Annotated in this window: 16 protein-coding genes; 3 read left to right on the top strand and 13 right to left on the bottom strand. The window is 66.1% G+C overall.

Going from position 1 to position 17,497, the window contains the following annotated elements; all coding sequences use genetic code 11:
- Positions 1 to 25 precede the first annotated feature (25 nt).
- A complete protein-coding gene (locus FSV73_RS20225; protein WP_145010503.1) occupies positions 26 to 955 on the top strand; it encodes an AraC family transcriptional regulator in 930 nt (309 codons plus the stop codon).
- Here the strand turns inward: FSV73_RS20225 and FSV73_RS20220 are convergent.
- The 8 genes from FSV73_RS20220 to FSV73_RS20185 form a co-directional block, all read right to left on the bottom strand.
- A complete protein-coding gene (locus FSV73_RS20220; protein ID WP_145010500.1) occupies positions 945 to 2,120 on the bottom strand; it encodes a zinc-dependent alcohol dehydrogenase in 1,176 nt (391 codons plus the stop codon). The genes FSV73_RS20225 and FSV73_RS20220 overlap by 11 nt on opposite strands.
- Positions 2,120 to 2,959: an SRPBCC family protein gene (locus FSV73_RS20215; protein ID WP_145010498.1), complete on the bottom strand. Its 840-nt coding sequence runs from the start codon at positions 2,957 to 2,959 to the stop codon at positions 2,120 to 2,122. The genes FSV73_RS20220 and FSV73_RS20215 overlap by 1 nt, the downstream gene beginning before the upstream one ends.
- A 99-nt stretch (positions 2,960 to 3,058) precedes the next feature.
- Positions 3,059 to 4,264 carry an exonuclease subunit SbcD gene (gene sbcD / locus FSV73_RS20210; protein ID WP_145010749.1) on the bottom strand — a complete coding sequence of 402 codons (1,206 nt, stop codon included), beginning with the start codon at positions 4,262 to 4,264 and terminating at the stop codon, positions 3,059 to 3,061.
- A gap of 175 nt (positions 4,265 to 4,439) precedes the next feature.
- Positions 4,440 to 5,525: a sn-glycerol-3-phosphate import ATP-binding protein UgpC gene (locus FSV73_RS20205; RefSeq protein ID WP_145010494.1), complete on the bottom strand. Its 1,086-nt coding sequence runs from the start codon at positions 5,523 to 5,525 to the stop codon at positions 4,440 to 4,442.
- 2 nt (positions 5,526 to 5,527) lie between these two features.
- Positions 5,528 to 6,373, bottom strand: coding sequence for a sn-glycerol-3-phosphate ABC transporter permease UgpE (gene ugpE, locus FSV73_RS20200; protein WP_145010491.1), 846 nt, complete (start codon positions 6,371 to 6,373; stop codon positions 5,528 to 5,530).
- Positions 6,370 to 7,257, bottom strand: a complete 888-nt coding sequence (gene ugpA, locus FSV73_RS20195; protein WP_145010488.1) for a sn-glycerol-3-phosphate ABC transporter permease UgpA — start codon at positions 7,255 to 7,257, stop codon at positions 6,370 to 6,372. The genes ugpE and ugpA overlap by 4 nt, the downstream gene beginning before the upstream one ends.
- A gap of 88 nt (positions 7,258 to 7,345) precedes the next feature.
- A complete protein-coding gene (gene ugpB / locus FSV73_RS20190; RefSeq protein WP_145010485.1) occupies positions 7,346 to 8,659 on the bottom strand; it encodes a sn-glycerol-3-phosphate ABC transporter substrate-binding protein UgpB in 1,314 nt (437 codons plus the stop codon).
- Between the two features lie 147 nt (positions 8,660 to 8,806).
- Entirely contained in the window at positions 8,807 to 9,667 is an 861-nt protein-coding gene (locus FSV73_RS20185; RefSeq protein WP_145010482.1) for a LysR family transcriptional regulator, read from the bottom strand.
- A gap of 97 nt (positions 9,668 to 9,764) precedes the next feature.
- Between FSV73_RS20185 and FSV73_RS20180 the strand changes: the two genes are divergently transcribed.
- Entirely contained in the window at positions 9,765 to 10,664 is a 900-nt protein-coding gene (locus FSV73_RS20180; protein WP_145010479.1) for a DMT family transporter, read from the top strand.
- A gap of 75 nt (positions 10,665 to 10,739) precedes the next feature.
- On the opposite strand, the gene FSV73_RS25610 is transcribed toward FSV73_RS20180, so the two are convergent.
- The 5 genes from FSV73_RS25610 to FSV73_RS20160 all read right to left on the bottom strand — a co-directional run bounded on the left by FSV73_RS25610 (position 10,740) and on the right by FSV73_RS20160 (position 16,097).
- Positions 10,740 to 10,895 (bottom strand): hypothetical protein, encoded by a 156-nt coding sequence (locus FSV73_RS25610; RefSeq protein WP_186309293.1) that lies wholly within the window; start codon positions 10,893 to 10,895, stop codon positions 10,740 to 10,742.
- Between the two features lie 182 nt (positions 10,896 to 11,077).
- Positions 11,078 to 12,121 carry a GlxA family transcriptional regulator gene (locus tag FSV73_RS20175; RefSeq protein ID WP_186309291.1) on the bottom strand — a complete coding sequence of 348 codons (1,044 nt, stop codon included), beginning with the start codon at positions 12,119 to 12,121 and terminating at the stop codon, positions 11,078 to 11,080.
- A 101-nt stretch (positions 12,122 to 12,222) separates the two neighbouring features.
- Positions 12,223 to 13,458, bottom strand: coding sequence for an aromatic ring-hydroxylating oxygenase subunit alpha (locus tag FSV73_RS20170; protein WP_145010473.1), 1,236 nt, complete (start codon positions 13,456 to 13,458; stop codon positions 12,223 to 12,225).
- Positions 13,459 to 13,678: 220 nt separating this feature from the next.
- Positions 13,679 to 15,022 (bottom strand): MmgE/PrpD family protein, encoded by a 1,344-nt coding sequence (locus FSV73_RS20165; RefSeq protein WP_145010470.1) that lies wholly within the window; start codon positions 15,020 to 15,022, stop codon positions 13,679 to 13,681.
- 109 nt (positions 15,023 to 15,131) lie between these two features.
- Entirely contained in the window at positions 15,132 to 16,097 is a 966-nt protein-coding gene (locus tag FSV73_RS20160) for a LysR substrate-binding domain-containing protein (protein ID WP_145010467.1), read from the bottom strand.
- A gap of 342 nt (positions 16,098 to 16,439) precedes the next feature.
- Here FSV73_RS20160 and FSV73_RS20155 point away from each other — a divergent pair, with 342 nt between their 5' ends.
- Positions 16,440 to 17,474 carry a quaternary amine ABC transporter ATP-binding protein gene (locus FSV73_RS20155; protein WP_145010464.1) on the top strand — a complete coding sequence of 345 codons (1,035 nt, stop codon included), beginning with the start codon at positions 16,440 to 16,442 and terminating at the stop codon, positions 17,472 to 17,474.
- The last annotated feature ends 23 nt before the right edge of the window (positions 17,475 to 17,497 follow it).

Genomic DNA, 17,497 nt, shown 5'->3' with positions numbered 1-17,497 from the left:
TTCTGTCGAGAACGTCCGATTGGCCATGGACCCCCTGTCTTCCGTACTCAGCACCCTGCAGCCGCGGAGCACCCTTTTCGCCGGTTTGCAGGCCGGTCAGGACTGGGCGCTGAGCTTTCCGCCACCCGATGGGATCAAGTTCAATGCCATCGTCGAGGGCCGTTGTTGGCTGAACGTCGCGGGCATGGCCGATGCCGTCGCCCTGGAAGCCGGCGACTGCTTTTTGCTGACCCAACCCCTGGCCTTCGCCCTGGCCAGCGATCCGCGCCTGCCCACGACACCTGCAGCGCCGTTGTACGCCGTCGCCCCCGCCGGCATTGCCCGCCACGGCAGTGCCGATACGTTTTTCCTGGTGGGTGGCCGTTTCAGCTTCGCTAGCAATGCGCGGCTGTTGTTCGAGGGCCTACCGCCGGTAATCGTCATCCGCCACAACTCGGAACCGGCGTCGCTGTTGCGCTGGGCCTTGCCCCTGCTGGCCCGTGAGCTGGCACAACCCGCCCCGGGCAGTGAACTGACCGTCCAGCAACTGGGCCAGCTGATGCTGGTACAGGCGTTGCGCTTGCACCTGAGTGATACCAGGCAGCTCTTTCCCAGTTGGCTGCGGGTACTGGCCGATGGCCAACTGGCACCTACGATCCGCGCCATCCACGCCGATCCTGCGCGCCGCTGGACGGTCGCCGAACTGGCGGCGACCGCGCGGATGTCCCGCTCGACCCTAGCCCTCAAATTCAAGCTCAGTGCCGGCCTAGGGCCCCTGGAATACCTCACCCGGTGGCGAATGTTGCTAGCCACCACCGCCCTCACCCACGGCCAGCAGACCGTCTCGGCCATCGCCGCGCAGCTCGGCTATCTGTCGGACAGTGCCTTCAGCCACGCCTTTCGCCGGGTGCTGGGTCAGTCGCCGCGAGAGTACCGGGCGCTGACCCAGGGCGAGCGAACTACCCCTAGGGCATGAACACCGCCCTCATGCAGTTCTTGTCCTTGGACTTGAACAGCTCATAGCCGTAGGGCGACTCCTCCAGGCTCATCGGGTGGGTGAGCAGGTAGGAAGGGTCCAGTTCGCCTTTCCGGATATGCTCGAACAGCCGCTCTACGTAGCGTTGCCCCGGCTGCTGGCCGGACTTCAGGGTCAGCGCCTTGTTGACGATGGCGCCCATGGGGAATTTGTCGATCACCCCGCCGTAGACGCCGATCACCGAGACCGTGCCGCCCTTGCGACAGGCGCGAATGGCCTGGCGCAGCGCCGACCCGCGCTCGGTGTGCAGGCGCAGCAGTTGCTTGGTCTTGTCGTAGGTGTAGTCCAGCTGGGTGCCATGGGCCTCCATGCCGACGCAATCCAGGCAGCGATCCGGGCCGCGTCCGCCGGTCAGTTCCAGCAGGGCCTCGTGGATATTGGTGGTCTCGTAGTCGAGGGTGATGGCGCCAGCCTTCTGCGCCGCCAGTTGCAGGCGATCGCTGAAGCGGTCGATGGCGATGACCCGCTCGGCACCGAGCAGGTAGGCGCTGCGGATGGCCATCTGCCCTACCCCGCCGCAACCCCAGACCGCCACGGTATCGCCGGGCTGGATATCGGCCAGGTCGGCCGCGTAGTAGCCGGTGGGCACGGCATCGGAGACAAACACCGCCTGGGCGTCGCTGACCCCGTCGGGCACCTTGAACAGGTTGACGTCGGCATAGGGCACCCGCACGTAGGTGGCGTGGCTGCCGGCGTAGCCGCCGAAGGCGTGGCTATAGCCGAAGATGCCGGTGCAGGGCTGCCCATAGGCCAGGTCGGTCAACTCGGGCTTGGGATTGCTGTTGTCGCAGCAGTTGTAGTCCTCGCGCTGGCAGTGCTCGCAGTCACCGCAGCCGATGATGGAGATGGTGATCACCCGGTCGCCGATGGCCAGGTCGCCATTGCGCAGGCCACTGCCCAGCTCGACGACCTCGGCGAGGAATTCGTGGCCGATGATGTCGCCGGGCTTCATCGCCGGGACGTAGCCGCCCAGCAGGTGCAGGTCCGAGCCGCACACCGAGGACATGATGACGCGCACGATGGCATCGCGCGGATTGAGGATTTCCGGGTCTGGAACGGTTTCCACCTGCAGACGGTTAGGGGCTTGCCAGGTCAGCGCGCGCATTATTCGGTCCTCGCTTGGGTGCCCAGGCCGGCGTCGAGGTCAGCCTGGGGTTCGTCGGCCGGCCGGGTGACCGGCGGATGGGACGGCGCCAGTGGGCGGCCGCTGCGGGTGACTTCGGGGGTGGCGATCTCGCCGGTCTCCAGCTGCTGCTTGAGCCGACGCAGGCCGAGGTTGACCGCCTTGCCAGTGAAGCGGCTGATCCCTTCGGTGACGGCATGGCCGAGCAGGCCGGCGGGTGCTTCGCAGGCCAGTACGGCCTGGACCAGGGTGCCGCGGCCCTGGGGCGCGTCGCTGAAGGTCAGATTGGCCTTATGTGCCATCACCGTGCCGGGCACGGTGCTCCAGAGCAGGAATTCGTTGTCGCGCCGCTCGCTCTGCTCCAGGGTCCAGGTGAGGGTACGACCCAGGGGGCCGGTGGCGTGCCAGTGACTGTCGCCATCGGCGCCCGCCTCGATGCGGTCGACGAAGGGCAGCAGTTCACGCAGATGCTGCAGGTCGGTGCAGTAGGCGAACACCTCTTCGCGTGGCTTGGCGATAGTGACGCTGCGCTGGATGGCGGTGGGATTGCGCCAGCCCCAGCGCTCGGCCAGGGCCTGTTCGAAGGGCGAGGGTTGCAGCGCGGCCTTGAGTTCGCAGCGCTGGCGCACCCCGCGGCTGAGCGCCATGGCGCCCAGCGCCAGCTTCACGCAGCCGGTCAGGCCGCCGCGGCGGAGACCACCGAGGATGAGCAGGCCACCGCCCAGCAGCGAGAGAACGCGCTCGCTGCCCTGGACATTGGGTACCTGTCGCGTCGACTGCGCGTGGCGCGTGGCGGCGAGGGGTTGGGATAGGTCGTTCATCGGGTCTCCTCCTAGGGCGGGTACGTAGGAGGGTGACCCCGGGGAAACGGGCGTTGTTCCGGTCGAGAAAATCGGTCCGATGGAAGCGTTTCGCTGCGATCAGGCCGGCATCTCGCCAAGAACCTCGCGGTAAAGGCCTTCCAGCCGGGTGCGCAGCTCGTCGTCCAGCTGCTCGTCGGCCAGACGCTGCTGGAAGACATCCAGCGGGCTGAGCTCCTCCAGCGTCTCGCGTTGGGTAACCTGCAGGGTAGGCGCCGCCGCGCTGCGTGCCCGGCGCACCCGCAGCACCTCCAGCGGCAGTTCGGCGACCAGCGCGGTGATGCGCGGTTGCAGATCGGCCAAGTAGTCGTCGCCGGCCACCACCACCTCGGCCCACACCGGGCACTCGGCGCTGCCGTCGACCGCCGCCTGCGCCAGGGCCGTGCCCAGGGTCTCCAGATTGCCCTGCACCACCGCCAGCGGCTGGAAACAGGGCACCGCCAGTGGCGTCACCCGCTCCAGGGCGTTGCCGAATTCCACCAGCAGCACCTCCTTGGCGCGTTCCTCGTCGAAGCTCAGGCACAGCGGCGAGCCGCTGTAGCGCACGTGCTCCAGGCCGCCGACCCGCTGTGGCCGGTGGATATGGCCGAGGGCGATGTAGTCCGCCGGCGGGAAGGCGCTGGTGGGAAAGGCATCGAGGCTACCGACGTAGATTTCCCGCACCGACTCGCTGGCACTGGCCCCCACGGTGGTCAGGTGGCCGGTGGCGATGATCGGCAAGGCGCCGCCCAGCTCGGTACGCCGCGCCTCGGCCAGGGCATGCAACTCGGCGTAATGGCCCTGGATGGCCCGTTGCAGCGCCTGACGCTTGTCATCGGCGCTCTGCCCCGCCTGGCTCTGCACCACATCGCGCGGGCGGACGAAGGGAATGCCGCAGAGCAGCGCACCGATTTCGCCGTCGCGGCGGCGCAATTCCAGCAACTGGTCCGCCGGCGTTTCACTGACGCAGGGGATCACCCGGGTATCCAGGCAGGCCAGCAGTTCGCGGGATTCGGCCAGGACCGCCGCGGAATCGTGGTTGCCGCCCAGCACCACCAGGCTGGCACCGGTGCCGCGCAGGGCGACGATGAAGCCGTTGTACAGCTCCCGGGCATAGCTCGGTGGCGTGCCGGTATCGAAGATGTCGCCCGCCACCAGTACCACGTCGATCTCGTGCTCAGCCACCTGGGCGACTAGCCAGCCAAGGAACGCCCGGTGCTCGGCCTCACGGGTACGCCCGAGGAAATGCTGCCCCAGGTGCCAGTCGGAGGTGTGCAGCAGGCGCAGGCCCGCGCGGGTGACCGGCTTGCGGGCGCGCTTGGCTGAGGGCTTTTCCACCGGGACGGCGGGGGGTAGGTCGAACAGCGGGAGGTTTTCCATGAGTCTGGGGGTCGAAGCGGCAAAGAGGCGCAGTATCCCCTCCCCGGACGCTGGAGGGAAACCATGCCGCCCGCCGGTGTGGTCAGTAGCGGGCGTCGAGGCGTTGCCCGGACTGGGCATCGAACAGGTGCAGATGGTCTTCCGGTGCCTGCAGCTGCAGCACGCTACCCGGATCCGGGCGCTGCTGGTGCGGCAGCCGTACTACCAGCGGCTGCTGGCCCCACCGACCATGGGCCAGGTTGTCGGCGCCGAGGATTTCCAGGGTCTGGACCCGCATAGGCAGGCCCTGCTCCGGTCCGCTAACGGGTTGCAGATGCTCCGGGCGGATACCCAGACAGACCGGGCGACCGGCCAGGTGGCGATAGCCACTGCCCAGGGGTAGCGCCAGGCCGCCCGGTAATTCGCAGTGGCCGCCGGCGGCGTTTACCTGACCGTCCAGCAGGTTCATCGCCGGACTGCCGATGAAACTGGCGACGAAGCGGCTCGCTGGGCGTTCGTAGACCTCCACCGGAGTGCCGAGCTGTTCGACCACCCCGCCCTGCATGACCACCACGCGCTGGGCCAGGGTCATGGCCTCCACCTGGTCATGGGTCACATAGAGGCTGGTGGTCTTGAGCCGCTGGTGCAGTTGCTGCAGTTCCAGGCGCATCTGCACGCGCAGCTTGGCATCCAGGTTGGACAGCGGCTCGTCGAAGAGGAACACCGCCGGATCGCGCACCAGGGCACGGCCCATGGCCACCCGCTGGCGCTGGCCGCCGGACAGCTCCCGCGGCCGGCGTTCTAGCAGACCGTCGAGTTCCAGGATGCGCGCCGCCTCCTTGATCCGGGTGGCGATCTCGGCGCGGCCGTGGCCGGCGATCTTCAGCCCCCAGGCCAGGTTCTCGGCCACGCTCATATGCGGATAGAGCGCATAGTTCTGGAACACCATGGCGATGCGACGCGCCTTGGGCTCCAGCGCGGTCACGTCACGACCGCCAATATGGATGCTGCCAGCGCTGACCCGCTCCAGCCCGGCCACCAGCCGTAGCAGGGTGGATTTGCCACAGCCGGAAGGCCCCACCAGCACGATGAATTCGCCATCCTCGACCCGCAGGTCGAGGGGCTGGATGACCGGGGACTTGCCGCCATTCCAACTCTTGGAAACGGCCCTGAGTTCGAGTTCTGCCATGGTTACTTTTCGCTATCCACCAGACCGCGCACGAAGGCGCGTTGCATGACCAGCACCACCGTCACCGGCGGGATCAGGGTGAGCAGCATGGCCGCCATCACCTGGTTCCATTGCGGCGCCCGCTCACCGAGCGAGAGCATGCCGCGGATGCCCGCCACGGCCGTGCCGAGGTCGGGGTTGCTGACGATCAGCAGCGGCCAGAGGTACTGGTTCCAGCCGTAGATGAAGGTGATGACGAACAGCGCCGCGAGGTTGGTCCGCGACAGCGGCAGTACGATGTCGCGAAAGAAGCGCAGGGGTGAGGCGCCGTCGATGCGCGCGGCTTCCAGCAACTCGTCGGGCAGGGTCAGGAAGAACTGGCGGAACAGGAAGGTGGCAGTGGCCGAGGCCATCAGCGGCAGGGTCAGGCCGGCGTAGCTGTCCATCATCCCCAGCTGACCGAGGGTGTCGACGGTGGGGAAGATACGCACCTCCACCGGCAACATCAGGGTGATGAAGATCAGCCAGAAGGCCAGGGTCCGCAGCGGAAAGCGGAACCAGACGATGGCGAAGGCCGAGAGGATGGACACCGACAGCTTGCCCAGGGTGATGCCCAGCGCCATCAGGAAGCTGTTGAGCAGCAGCCGCCAGAAAGGCGCCGTGCTGTTGCCCACGCCCTGGGTCCAGATCAGGCTCAGGTTGTCCCAGAGGTGTCGCCCTGGCACCAGCGTCATGGGCGTGGCGAACACCGCCCGGTCGTCGAGGGTGGCGGCGACCAGCGCCACATAGAGCGGAAAGAGGATGACGGCGATGCTGAGGATCAGCAGCCCATGGCTGAACAGCGCCAACCCCCGGCGATTCTCGATCACTGATAGCGCACCCGCCGTTCGACATAGCGGAACTGCACCACCGTGAGCCCTATGACCAGCAGCATCAGCACCATCGACTGGGCGGCCGAGGCCGAGAGGTCGAGACCGGTAAAGCCCTCGCGATAGATCTTGTAGATCAGGGTGGTGGTGGCCTGCACGGGCCCGCCACCAGTGGCCGCGTCGATCACCGGGAAGGTGTCGAAGAAGGCGTAGACCAGATTGACCACCAGCAGGAAGAAGCTCACCGGGGCGATCAGCGGCAGGGAGAGCTGCAGGAAGCGCCGCAGCGGTCCGGCGCCGTCGATGGCGGCGGCCTCCAGCAACGAACGCGGGATGGATTGCAGCGCGGCGAAGAAGAACAGGAAGTTGTAGCTGATCTGCTTCCATACCGAGGCGAGCACCACCAGGAACATCGCCTGGCCGGCGTTCTGGGCATGGTTCCAGTGATAGCCGTAGTGCTCCAGCAGCAGCGTCAGCAGGCCCAGGCCAGGATTAAAGAGGAAGATCCACAGCACCGCGGCGATGGCCGGGGCCACCGCATAGGGCAGCAACAGCAGCGTCTGGTACAGGCGACTGCCGCGGACCACCAGATCGACCAGGGCAGCGAGGACCAGGGACACCAGCAGGCCGCAGCCGGTCACCAGCACGCTGAATTCCAGGGTGGTCCAGAAGGACGCCAGGTACAGCGGGTCGTGAAACAGCTGGCTGAAGTTGTCCAGTCCGACGAACTGACTGGACAACCCGAAGGGATCGACGCTCTGCAACGCGTACCAGAGGGTCTTGCCGGCCGGCCAGAGAAAGAACACCGCGGTGATCGCCAGCTGGGGCGCCAGCAGGACGTAGGGGAGCCAACCGGAGGGGAAGACCTGGCGGGATGCGGACATGGGTGGGGATCGTGCCTAGGGGAAAGACGACCGCCCGCCGACTGCCTGCGTGATCACGCGAGCAGTCGCCGGGCGCGGCCGAAGTTCATCACTGGGTGGACTTCTCGAAGCGCCGCAACAGGGCGTCGCCACGCTGCACCGCGGTATCCAACGCCTGCTGCGCGCTCTGCTTGCCGGTCCAGACGCTTTCCAGTTCCTCGTCCACCACGGCGCGAATCTGCGGCATGTTGCCCAGGCGCAGGCCCTTGGTGAAGGGCAGCGGCGGCTTGTTGAGCATCTGCCGGGTGGCGATGTCGGCGCCTGGATTCTTGGTATAGAAGCCCTGCTCGCGGGTCAGGTCGTAGGCGGCCTTGGTGATCGGCAGGTAACCGGTTTGCTGGTGCCATTCCGCGGCGATCTCCGGCTGCGCCAGGAAGGCGAGGAATTCGGCAACGCCGCGCTTGACGGTCTCATCCTGGCCCTTGAACACCCAGAGGCTGGCACCACCGATGATGGCGTTCTGTGGCGCACCCTTGAGCTCGCTGTCATAAGGCATCATGGCCACGCCGAAGTCGAACTTGGCGTAGTGGCGGATATTGGCCAGCGAGCCGGACGACGTGGTGAGCAGGGCGCAGTCGCCGTTGTAGAACTTCTCGGTGGGTTCGTCCTTGCGCCCGACATAGGTGAAGTCGCCCTTCTTGCCCATCTCCTGGAGCAAGGCGATGTGCTTCACCTGCTCCGGCTTGTTGAATTCCAGCACGGCATCGGTGCCCTGATAGCCGTTGTCGCGACTGGCGAACGGCAGGCCGTTCCAGGCACTGAAATTCTCCAGCTGGATCCAGCTCTGCCAGCCACTGGTGTAGCCACATTTGAGACCAGCTGCGCGCAACCTGGCGCTGTCCTCGGCCAGCTCCTGCCAGGTCTTGGGCGGCGCTTCGGGATCGAGGCCGGCCTGCTTGAAGGCTGCCTTGTTGTAGTAGAGCACCGGCGTGGAGCTGTTGAAGGGTTGCGACAGCAACTGGCCGGTCTTGGCATCGCTGTAGTAGCTGGAGACGGTAGGCACGAAGCGCGCCTCGTCGAAGGCCAGACCGGCCTCCTTGAATACCTGATGGACCGGCTCGATGGCATTGGAGGCCATCATGGTCGCGGTGCCGACTTCATAGACCTGCAGGATGGCCGGCGGCTTGCCGGTGCGGAAGGCGGCGATCCCCGCGGCCAGATTCTGCTCGTAGTTACCCTTGTACACCGGCTGAACCTGGAATTCCGGATGCGCCTGGTTGAAACGCTGGGCGAGGGAATCGACCTCCTTGCCGAGCTCCGCGTCCATCGAGTGCCAGAAGGGAATGGGCGTGGCCGCCAACGCCTGGCCGCTTATCAGGCCGAAAACCAGTCCCAACGTCATAACGCGAAGCGAAGCCTGCATGTCCGAGCCGCCCTTGCCGATCAGCCGATGGTAGGAGCGCGGAAACGCGCCTCCCTGTTCGCCAGGCAACATGCCAGGGGAAGATGACAGTCAGGCGACACCGCTTCTTCGCCCCGGCACCCAGGCCTAAGCGCTGCGCGGCGAAGCTCAGAGGCGAAAGTCTTCGGCGATCAAGGCCGCCAGATGGGCGCAGGCCGGGCTGCGCTCGCCGGGTGGCGATGCCAGGCGCAATTCATGCACCGGCAGTGCGGGAAAGCCCTCTTCCGGCAGCAGTTCGCGCATGGGCGCGGTCATCCGCGTGCGGTCGGTGATGGCCACCGCCTGGCCCAGTTCGACCGCCGCCTCCAGCGCCGAGGAGGCGGCGCTGGTCATCACCGCCTGCCAGCGCCGGCCCTGGCGGGTCAGCAGGTCGATACCCAGCTCGCGATAGCTGCAGCCTTCGCCGTGCAGGGCCAGGGGCACGCTGGTGTCTGGCGCCAGCAGCAGGCCGGGCCCGGCGACCCAGACCGGCTGGGTGTGGCCGAATACCTGGCCCTCCACCTGACCCACGCCAGGCGGCCCCACCAGCAGCGCCAGCTCCAGCAGACCCTGGCCGAGCCAGCGCCGGAGCTGGCCGCTGTTGCCGGTGAGTACCTCCAGGACGATGCCGGGGTACTCGCCCTGCAAGCGGGGCAGGACGGCCTTGAGCAGCCGGGCGGCATAGTCCTCGGCCACGCCCAGGCGGACCTCGCCCACCACGGGCTGGCCGGTGAGACCGGCGAGGATGCGGTCGTGGGCCTGCAGCAGATCGGCGGTTTCCAGCAGTACCCGGCGACCGAGCGGGGTCAGGGTCACCGCCTGGTTATCCCGCTCGAACAGCCGGCCGCCGGTCTGCTCTTCCAGCCGGCGGATCTGGCTGCTCACCGCCGAGGGACTGCGATTGAGCTGCAGCGAGGCGGCGCGGAACTGCCCCAGCCGCACGATGGTGTGGAAGGTACGCAGGACGTCGATATCGAGAGGTGCGGGCATGATGCGTTTTTATCGAACCATAGATACCGATAATGTCGTTTGAGTGTATTAGCAACCTGGCCCAGGCTCAAGGCATCCCGTCACCTGGAGCCTGCTCATGCCTGCCATCCTGTCTTCCGCGCTGTTACGTCAGTTCGCCCTGGTGCTGTGCTGGAGCGCCGGCTTCGTTGGCTATCGCTACGCCGCAGACCAGGCGTCCACGCTACTGGTCACGCTGTGGCGCTTCGTCCTGGCTGCGCTATTGCTGTTGCCCTTCGCCTGGGCCGAGCTACGCCGCCTGCCGCTGAAGGTCGTCGGCCAGCAGGCAGGCATCGGCGCCCTCGCCTTCGCCGCCTGCGTCGCCCCGGCCGCCAAGGCCATCGGCCTGGGCGTCTCGCCGGGGCTGGCCGCGCTGCTCTCGGATCTGTCGCCCTTGCTGGTGGCCCTGGGTTGCTGCCTGCTGCCCGGGCAGCGCACCTCGGGGCGCCAGTGGCTGGGGCTGAGCCTGGGGCTGACAGGGGTGTTGCTCGCCACCGGCGCAGGGCTCGGACTGGGCGTGGCACCGGTCTGGGCCTACGCCCTGCCCGTTGGCAGCGCCCTGGCGCTGGCGCTGGCTACCCTGCTGCAGAGCCGGTGGGCAGCCCCAGGTATCTCCTTGCCGACCCAGCTGTTCATTCAGCTCGCGGCGAGCAGTCTGGTGATGCTGGGAGTGGCCGGGGCAGAAGGTCCGCTGACACCGCCACTGACCCTCGGCTTCGCCCTGGCGGTGCTTTGGCTGCTGATCCCGACGCTGCTCGGCTTTGGCCTCTATTGGCTGTGCCTGCGCCAGGGCAGTCCCCAGGCGGTGAGCGGCGCCCTCTACCTGAGCCCGCCGGTGGCACTGCTGTGGGCCTGGGCCTGCTTCGACGAACCGCTGGCCCCGGGCATGTTGCTCGGCCTGCTGTTCGCCCTGGCGGGATTGCTGTGCCTGAATGCGGCGGAACGTACCAGGCAACCGGAGCCGACACTGGGCCGGTGATCGTTCCCGGAGGGCGCGATGCTGACGGCCGTCACCATCGGCAAGGGCCGCGCTCGAGGCGCGGCGAAGGGAGGGTCAGGCCTTGTCGTCGGCCTGCTCGTCGTGGTCCTTGAGCGCAGGCTTCTTGCCCGGTTGCGGCGCGTGCTCGGCATCGGCGGCGATGTCCTCGCCCTGATGCTTCTTTTCTTGCTGCACTTTCTTGTCGTGGGCGACGTTACGTGGATCGGTCATGGAAGGTCCTCACTCGGCAGGTCGTTCGGGCCCCTTCGACGCAGCACGCAGACCGTGTTGCGCGGGGTGATGTTTCGAGCGAGACGGCGCGGCGCCGTTCCTGGACGCCGACGAAGCGCTCTGAGCCGGACCATCCGGGCTGGCTATCGGGCGTCGCGCGTGCCTGCCGGCGTAGCCCGCGCCTAGTATTTCAGCCGCCGCTCCTTGGACGGTGGATAGCCGAAGTAGGCCGAGTATCTCTTGCTGAAGTGGGTGACCGAGGTGAAGCCGCAGGCGACCGCCACTTCCAGCACCGACAGGGTGGAATGCTGCAGCAGGCGGCGGCCCTCGGTGATGCGCAGTTCCAGGTAGTAGCGCATGGGGGCGGTGTCGAGCTGCTCGCGGAACAGCCGCTCTACCTGGCGTCGCGAACGGCCGGCGTAGTCGCACAGGTGCTCGATGCTCAGGGGCTCCTCGATGTTGGCTTCCATCAGGGTCACCACTTCGCGCAGCGGCGGGGTCATCTGCACCTTGAGCGTCGGGTTGACCTGGCGGAAGCGCGACTCCTCGAAGGCCAGGATGTTGACCAGGCCATCGGCCAGGGCGCTGCCGCATTGGGCACCGATCCATTCGAGGAAGAGGTGGAAGGCGCCACTGGGGCTGGCGGCGGTCAGGCGATCGCGATCCAGCACATGGCTTTCCGCCGAGGTCTTGCAGCCACGCACCCGTTCGCTGAAGGCGCTGCGCTGCTCGGGATGGATGGCGCAGCGATAGCCGTCCAGCACCCCGGCCTGGCCCAGTTGCCAGGCGCCGTTCCATAGCCCGCAGAGGGTGACCTGCTGCTTGGCCGCCCGCACCAGCAGCGCCTTGAGCCGGGCGTCCAGCTCCAGCGGCGTGCGTAGCCCGCCGCAGACCACCAGCAAGTCGAAGCGGGCGCCTTCCACGGCGCGATAGTCGCCGTCCGGGCGGATGACGATGCCCAGGTCGCTGAGCACCTCGGCGCCGGTCGGGCTGTAGGTCCGGGTGGCGAAGGTGCCGGCGGCGAGCAGGTTGGCGGTGATCAGGGTGTCCAGCGCCTGGGTGAAGGATGGCAGGGAAAAGTGATCGAGCAGGATGAAGCCTACCAGCCGGGAAAACTCCGGCCGCGGCCGCGTCGACTGCAACTGGAGGTAGTTCTTGCCCTGGATACCACTGCCGAAGGTTCTCGAATCGATCACGCTGCACTGCCTTCTACGACCTGGGCCCATGCTAGCCGAAAGCCGCGGGTCCTCCTGACGAGAGAACCGCCACCAACCATGTCATGAGCGACCAGGCCCAGCACCGTGCCTGAGCCCGTGGCCAGCTGAGATCAACCTACCGACTTCAGCGGGATCGGCCCCTGCAGCCGCTCCAGCATGGTCGCGCAATACCAGTCGTCGAACTGGCAAACGCCGTTCTCGGCGATTTCCGAGTAAGGGCCGGGTTCGTAGGACGGCGAATTCACCCCGGCCTGGGTGCCTTCCACCAGTTGGCGATCCTGGTCGTTGGTGGCGATCCAGACCTTGGTCAGGCGCTCCAGGTCGTAATCGACACCTTCCACAGCGGACTCCGGCACCAGCCACTTGGTGGTCACCAGGGTTTCGTTGGGACCGATAGGCAGGACGCGGAAGCTCAGGGCGTGGTCGCCGAGGAAGTGATTCCAGGTGGAGGGATAGTTGAAGTACAGCAGTGCGCCGATGTCCGGCTCGCCGCTCTTGTCCAGGCGTCCAGCAACCGCTGGTTTGCCATCCAGGGTGTAGCTGACCGCTCCAGCCGACAACGGAATACGGGTCATGCGGAAGCGACCATTGATGTCCATGACCAGCTTGCTGGGCATTCCGACGCGCTCGCAGCGGGCCCAATGGGCAGCCAGTTCGGGATCGTCCTCGCTACCGACACCGGCCACGGAGAGGTTCTCGACGAAGGAGTTGAGCAGTTCGGGGTGGGTACCGTCGCAGTGGTAGCACTCGCGGTTGTTCTCGAATACCAGCTTCCAGTTGCCGCGCTCGATCAGGTCGGACTTGAAGGCGACCTTGCAGTTATCCAGGAAGTGCGGCGCGATGAAGGGTTTGACCGCAGCCCGGAAAGCCTCGAAGTCGGGCGCCTTGGCCGCGACGCAAACATAGATGAAGCTCTCGACCACCTCGACGTGTACCGGCTTGAGGCCATACTGGGTCTTGTCGAACTCGGCGCCCATGTTGCCGGCGAACAGCAGGTTGCCGTCCAGCTCGTAGGTCCACTTGTGATAGGGGCAAACCAGCTTGGCGACCTTGCCCTGCTCATGTTCGCAGACCTTGGCGCCACGGTGGCGACAGGCGTTGTGGAAGGCGCGTACCTGGCCGTCCTTGCTGCGTACGACGGCCACCGGGTAGTCGCCGATCTGCAGGGTGAAGTACTGGCCGGGTTTGCTGATCTCGAAGGTATGACCGGCAAACACCCAATCACGATGCCAGAGCTGTTCGAGATCCTGGCGGTAGACATCGGGATCGCTGTACAACTCGCGAGGTAGCGAGTGCCGGGGTTTGCGTTGGGCGATCAAGTCGATGACGGCTTGCTTGGAATTCATGGTCAGGTGTCCTCGAAAGTCTGGCCGGAAGCGGATTCGGTAAGGGCTCTTGTTGTTCTTGGGTGCGCAGCGACGCTCGAAACGCGGGCGGTCGTCGCACGCTGACGGGCGACGAGGCAGGCCGAAGGTGGCTTCGGGGACAACGCTGATGATCGCAGCCTAGGCTGCCGCCCACCTCCTTCACAAACGACATTTCGGGCGGGCAAAGCATGCGCTGGGGTTATCGATCGTAGGGAGCGAACAGCGACGCCAAGGCATCGATGGCGATGGGCGAATGCTCTAGCTCCAGCACGGCACGCTTTAGTTGGGCACGCACGCCGACACTGAGATTCTGCCCGGCGAACAGCTCGAATTTGGCCTCGATATCGGCCAGGGTCAGCGGCTGATCCGGGTCACCCAGGGCTGCGGTGATCGGTGAGGTAAAAGCCTCGCCGTTACCCAGGCGGACGGTCACTCGCGAGAGGATCTCTTCCGGGAAGCGCGCCGACAGATCCGCAGCCTCGACGATCTCGATGCGCTCGCTCACCGCGAGGATGTCCGCCGCGCCGATCGCCGCGCCGGTGACCTCTTCCGGTCCGACCTGGCCGCGAGCAATCAGCGCCGCCAGAGGAAAAGCCAAGGCGTACTGGGCTTCGTCGGCATTGGTCGGGCGATGACCCTGCAGGCAACTCGACTCTTGAAAGGTCTCCACCCGCACGCTTGCCACCGACTCAGCGCACAGTTGTGGGTGCTCGGCGAGCAGACGGGTCATGGCAGTAAGCGCCGGCTGCGCCCAACGGCACACCGGCCAGGGCTTGAAGTACTGGGCATCGATCTCCCAACGGTGGCCCAGGTCGCTCCAGAAAGGCCTGGCGGACCCGGCTTCGAGGGTTTCGGCCGGTGCCCCGGTGACGCCCTCACGGGCCAACAGCAGGGCGTTGAGGCCGTTGTAAGCCCCGGACCCATGGGCATCGCGCAACATGGTGGGATGGTCGATGAGCCGCATCATGGGGCAACGAGCCGCGAAGTATTCGGCGATGCCCAGGGCATGGCGGAAGGTGGTCTCGTCAAGCCCCAACAGGCGCGCCCCACCACACACCACACCTATGCCCGAGAAGCCGCCGGAGGCGTGATAGGTCGGTGAGGTGGCCATCAGGGCGACGCCAGCGCGCAGCCCGGTCTCGTAGCCAAGGCAAAGGGCTTCGAGCAGCTCGCGACCGCTGACAATGCGCCCCTGGGCGTGAAGGGCATCGGCCAAGGCCAGCAGCGCCGGAACCACGGTGGCACCGGCGTGGCCCTTGGAGGTGAAGTGGCCTTCATGGGCGTCCAGGCTATCGGCGGTGAAACCGCCCGCCCAGCCAGCCCCCAGCAGATTTACCGGAGTGCCATCGAAAGGCAGCCGGGAGATGAACTCACCCGCGGGGTAATGCCTGCGGGCATAGGCATAGAGCGTCTGGCTGGTGGCATTGGAGACCGCGCCGGCCATGGTACCGAGGATGTCCAGCAAGCTCTTCTGCAGGATCGCCCGAGTAGGGGGCGGTACCTGGTCGAGGGTGAAGTCTTGGCAAAAGGCGTATAGCGACATCCGCGGGCTCCTTGTTCTGTGCTGACCGGACGCTGGGGTCAGCAGACAATGAGCCAGGGCCAGGCGACTCTTCTAACGACTTTTTCGCCCAGCAAAGGATAACCGCAGGTCAGGCGGGCGCCCGCCCGAGACGCCCCAGCAGCCAGTGCTGGAAGCGCCGGACCGCCTCGCTGTCCTCGGACTCTTCGCGGATCGACAGGTAGTGGCGACTGTTACGTAGCACCACCTGTTCCTGGATCGGCCGTACCAGTTGGCCCTGTTCCAGCAAGGCCGCTACCAGATGGTTCCAACCCAGGCTGATGCCCTGGTGGGTGAGCACCATGCCGATGATCAGGTTGTAGTCGTTGGCATTGAACAACTGGGGACTCTCGGCCGAACGCTCGTCCAGATCCACGCCCTGGAAGGCCAGCCACACGCCCCAGTCAACGTGCTCGGCCACCTGGGAGCGACCGTAGGGACTGAGGTTGAGCAGAGCCGCGTCCCGGACCCCTTCGAGGGTGCGGATCTGCGGATTGCGGTCCAGATAAAGCGGCGAGCACACCGGATAGATGACGTCATGGAACAGTGCCGTGCTGCGATAGCCGTCGCGCACCTTGGGCATCTTGGTGATGAAGACGTCCGGTTGCACTCCCGGCTCCATGGCCAGGAAGTTCTGGGTGGTGACCAGGTTCAGCTCGATCTCGGGATGGCTGGCGAAGAAGTCCGGCAAGTGCTGGGACAGCCACAGTGCCGAGAAGGCCGGTGAGCAGCACAGGGTAAGCATGTGCCTGGCGGTCTGGTTGCTGCGGATGCGCTCGGCGGCCTGGGCGATGTTGACGAAGGATAACTGGGCCGCATCGAAGAACAGCTCGCCCGCTGGGGTCAGGGCCACCGCCCGTCCGACCCGACTGAACAGCTGGGCGCCTAGATAACCTTCCAACTCGCGGATCTGCCGACTGATCGCCGCCTGGGACACACACAGCGCCTCGGCGGCACGGGTGAAGCTTTCGTACTTGGCCGCCGCCACGAAGGCTTTCACAGCACGCAACGAGGGCATTTTCAGCAGCAACGTATCGGGGTCGACAGGTTTGGACATCAGGGCTCTCGATGAACGGAAAAGGAACCGACAACGATTATTGGCGGTGATCGCCAGACCTTAGAAGCCCCGCAGACGGCTGACATATCTCACGACGACACTCCTGGCGCACTCAGTGAAATCATAACGTGACGTTATCAAATCAGGGCTGGAAATGTTGTTGGATTTGCCAGGTGTCAGCTTATAGATTTGCTGAAAAGCCCCGGTTCGAGGGCCACGAGAACAACAAGAAGGGACAGCCGTCGTGAAGACAGACACCCATTACCTCTGCCCAGCATCTCTCACCAATCAGAACTGCACTGCGGTGGTCACCGCCTGTGCTGGGCACGAAGGAGGCATGGCATGACTCGTTCCGAGGAAATCATCTCGGTCCGCAACATCTACAAGGTGTTCGGGGCCCAGGCGGACAAGGCCATGGCGCTGGTCCGAGAAGGCGCCTCCAAGGCAGAGGTGTTCGAGCGGACCGGCCAGGTCATCGGTGTGTTCGACGCCAGCTTCTCGGTGATGCGCGGCGAGATCTTCGTGATCATGGGCCTCTCCGGCTCAGGCAAGTCCACCATGGTGCGACTGTTCAACCGCCTGATCGAGCCCACCGCCGGCGCCATCTTCCTCAACGGCAAGGAAATCACCGGTCTCTCCGACCGCGACCTGCTGCAGGTAAGGCGCAAGGACATGGGCATGGTATTCCAGTCCTTCGCCCTGATGCCGCACATGACGGTGCTCGACAACGTCGGCTTCGGCCTGCAGATCAGCGGCGTGTCCGAGAAGGAACGCAACGGCCGCGCCGTCACCGCGCTGCGCCAGGTCGGCCTGGCCGGGCAGGAATACTGCTATCCGCACCAGCTTTCCGGCGGGATGCAACAACGCGTGGGCCTGGCGCGGGCGCTGGCCAACGATCCGGCCATCCTGCTGATGGACGAGGCCTTCTCGGCCCTCGACCCGCTGATCCGGCACGAGATGCAGGGCGAGTTGATCAAGCTGCAACAGCAGCAGGACCGCACCATCATCTTCATCTCCCACGACATCGAGGAAGCGGTCCGCATCGGCCACCGCATCGCCATCATGGAAGGTGGCCGGGTGGTGCAGATCGGCACCCCGCGGGAATTGCTGTGCAACCCCGCCAACGACTACGTGCGCACCTTCTTCAATGGCTTCGACGCCAGTCGCATCCTCAAGGCGGGCGACATCGCCCAGCGCGAGGGCGAGATCCGCTACACCCCCGGTCGCGACACCCCGATCACGGCGGACACGCCGCTCAAGGAGATCTTCGGCACCCTGGCCCGCGCCAGCGCGCCCGTGCCGGTGGTGGACGCCCAGGGCGCCTACCAGGGCCACATTTCCCAAGGCCGCCTGCTGAGCTATCTCGGCAGCCATTGACCGCTGTTTTCATCTGTACGGGC

This window comes from Pseudomonas oryzihabitans (assembly GCF_007665395.1).
Taxonomy (GTDB): domain Bacteria; phylum Pseudomonadota; class Gammaproteobacteria; order Pseudomonadales; family Pseudomonadaceae; genus Chryseomonas; species Chryseomonas psychrotolerans_C.
The sequence above is the reverse complement of the archived record's forward strand: the minus strand, read 5'-3'. Positions and strand labels throughout refer to the sequence as shown.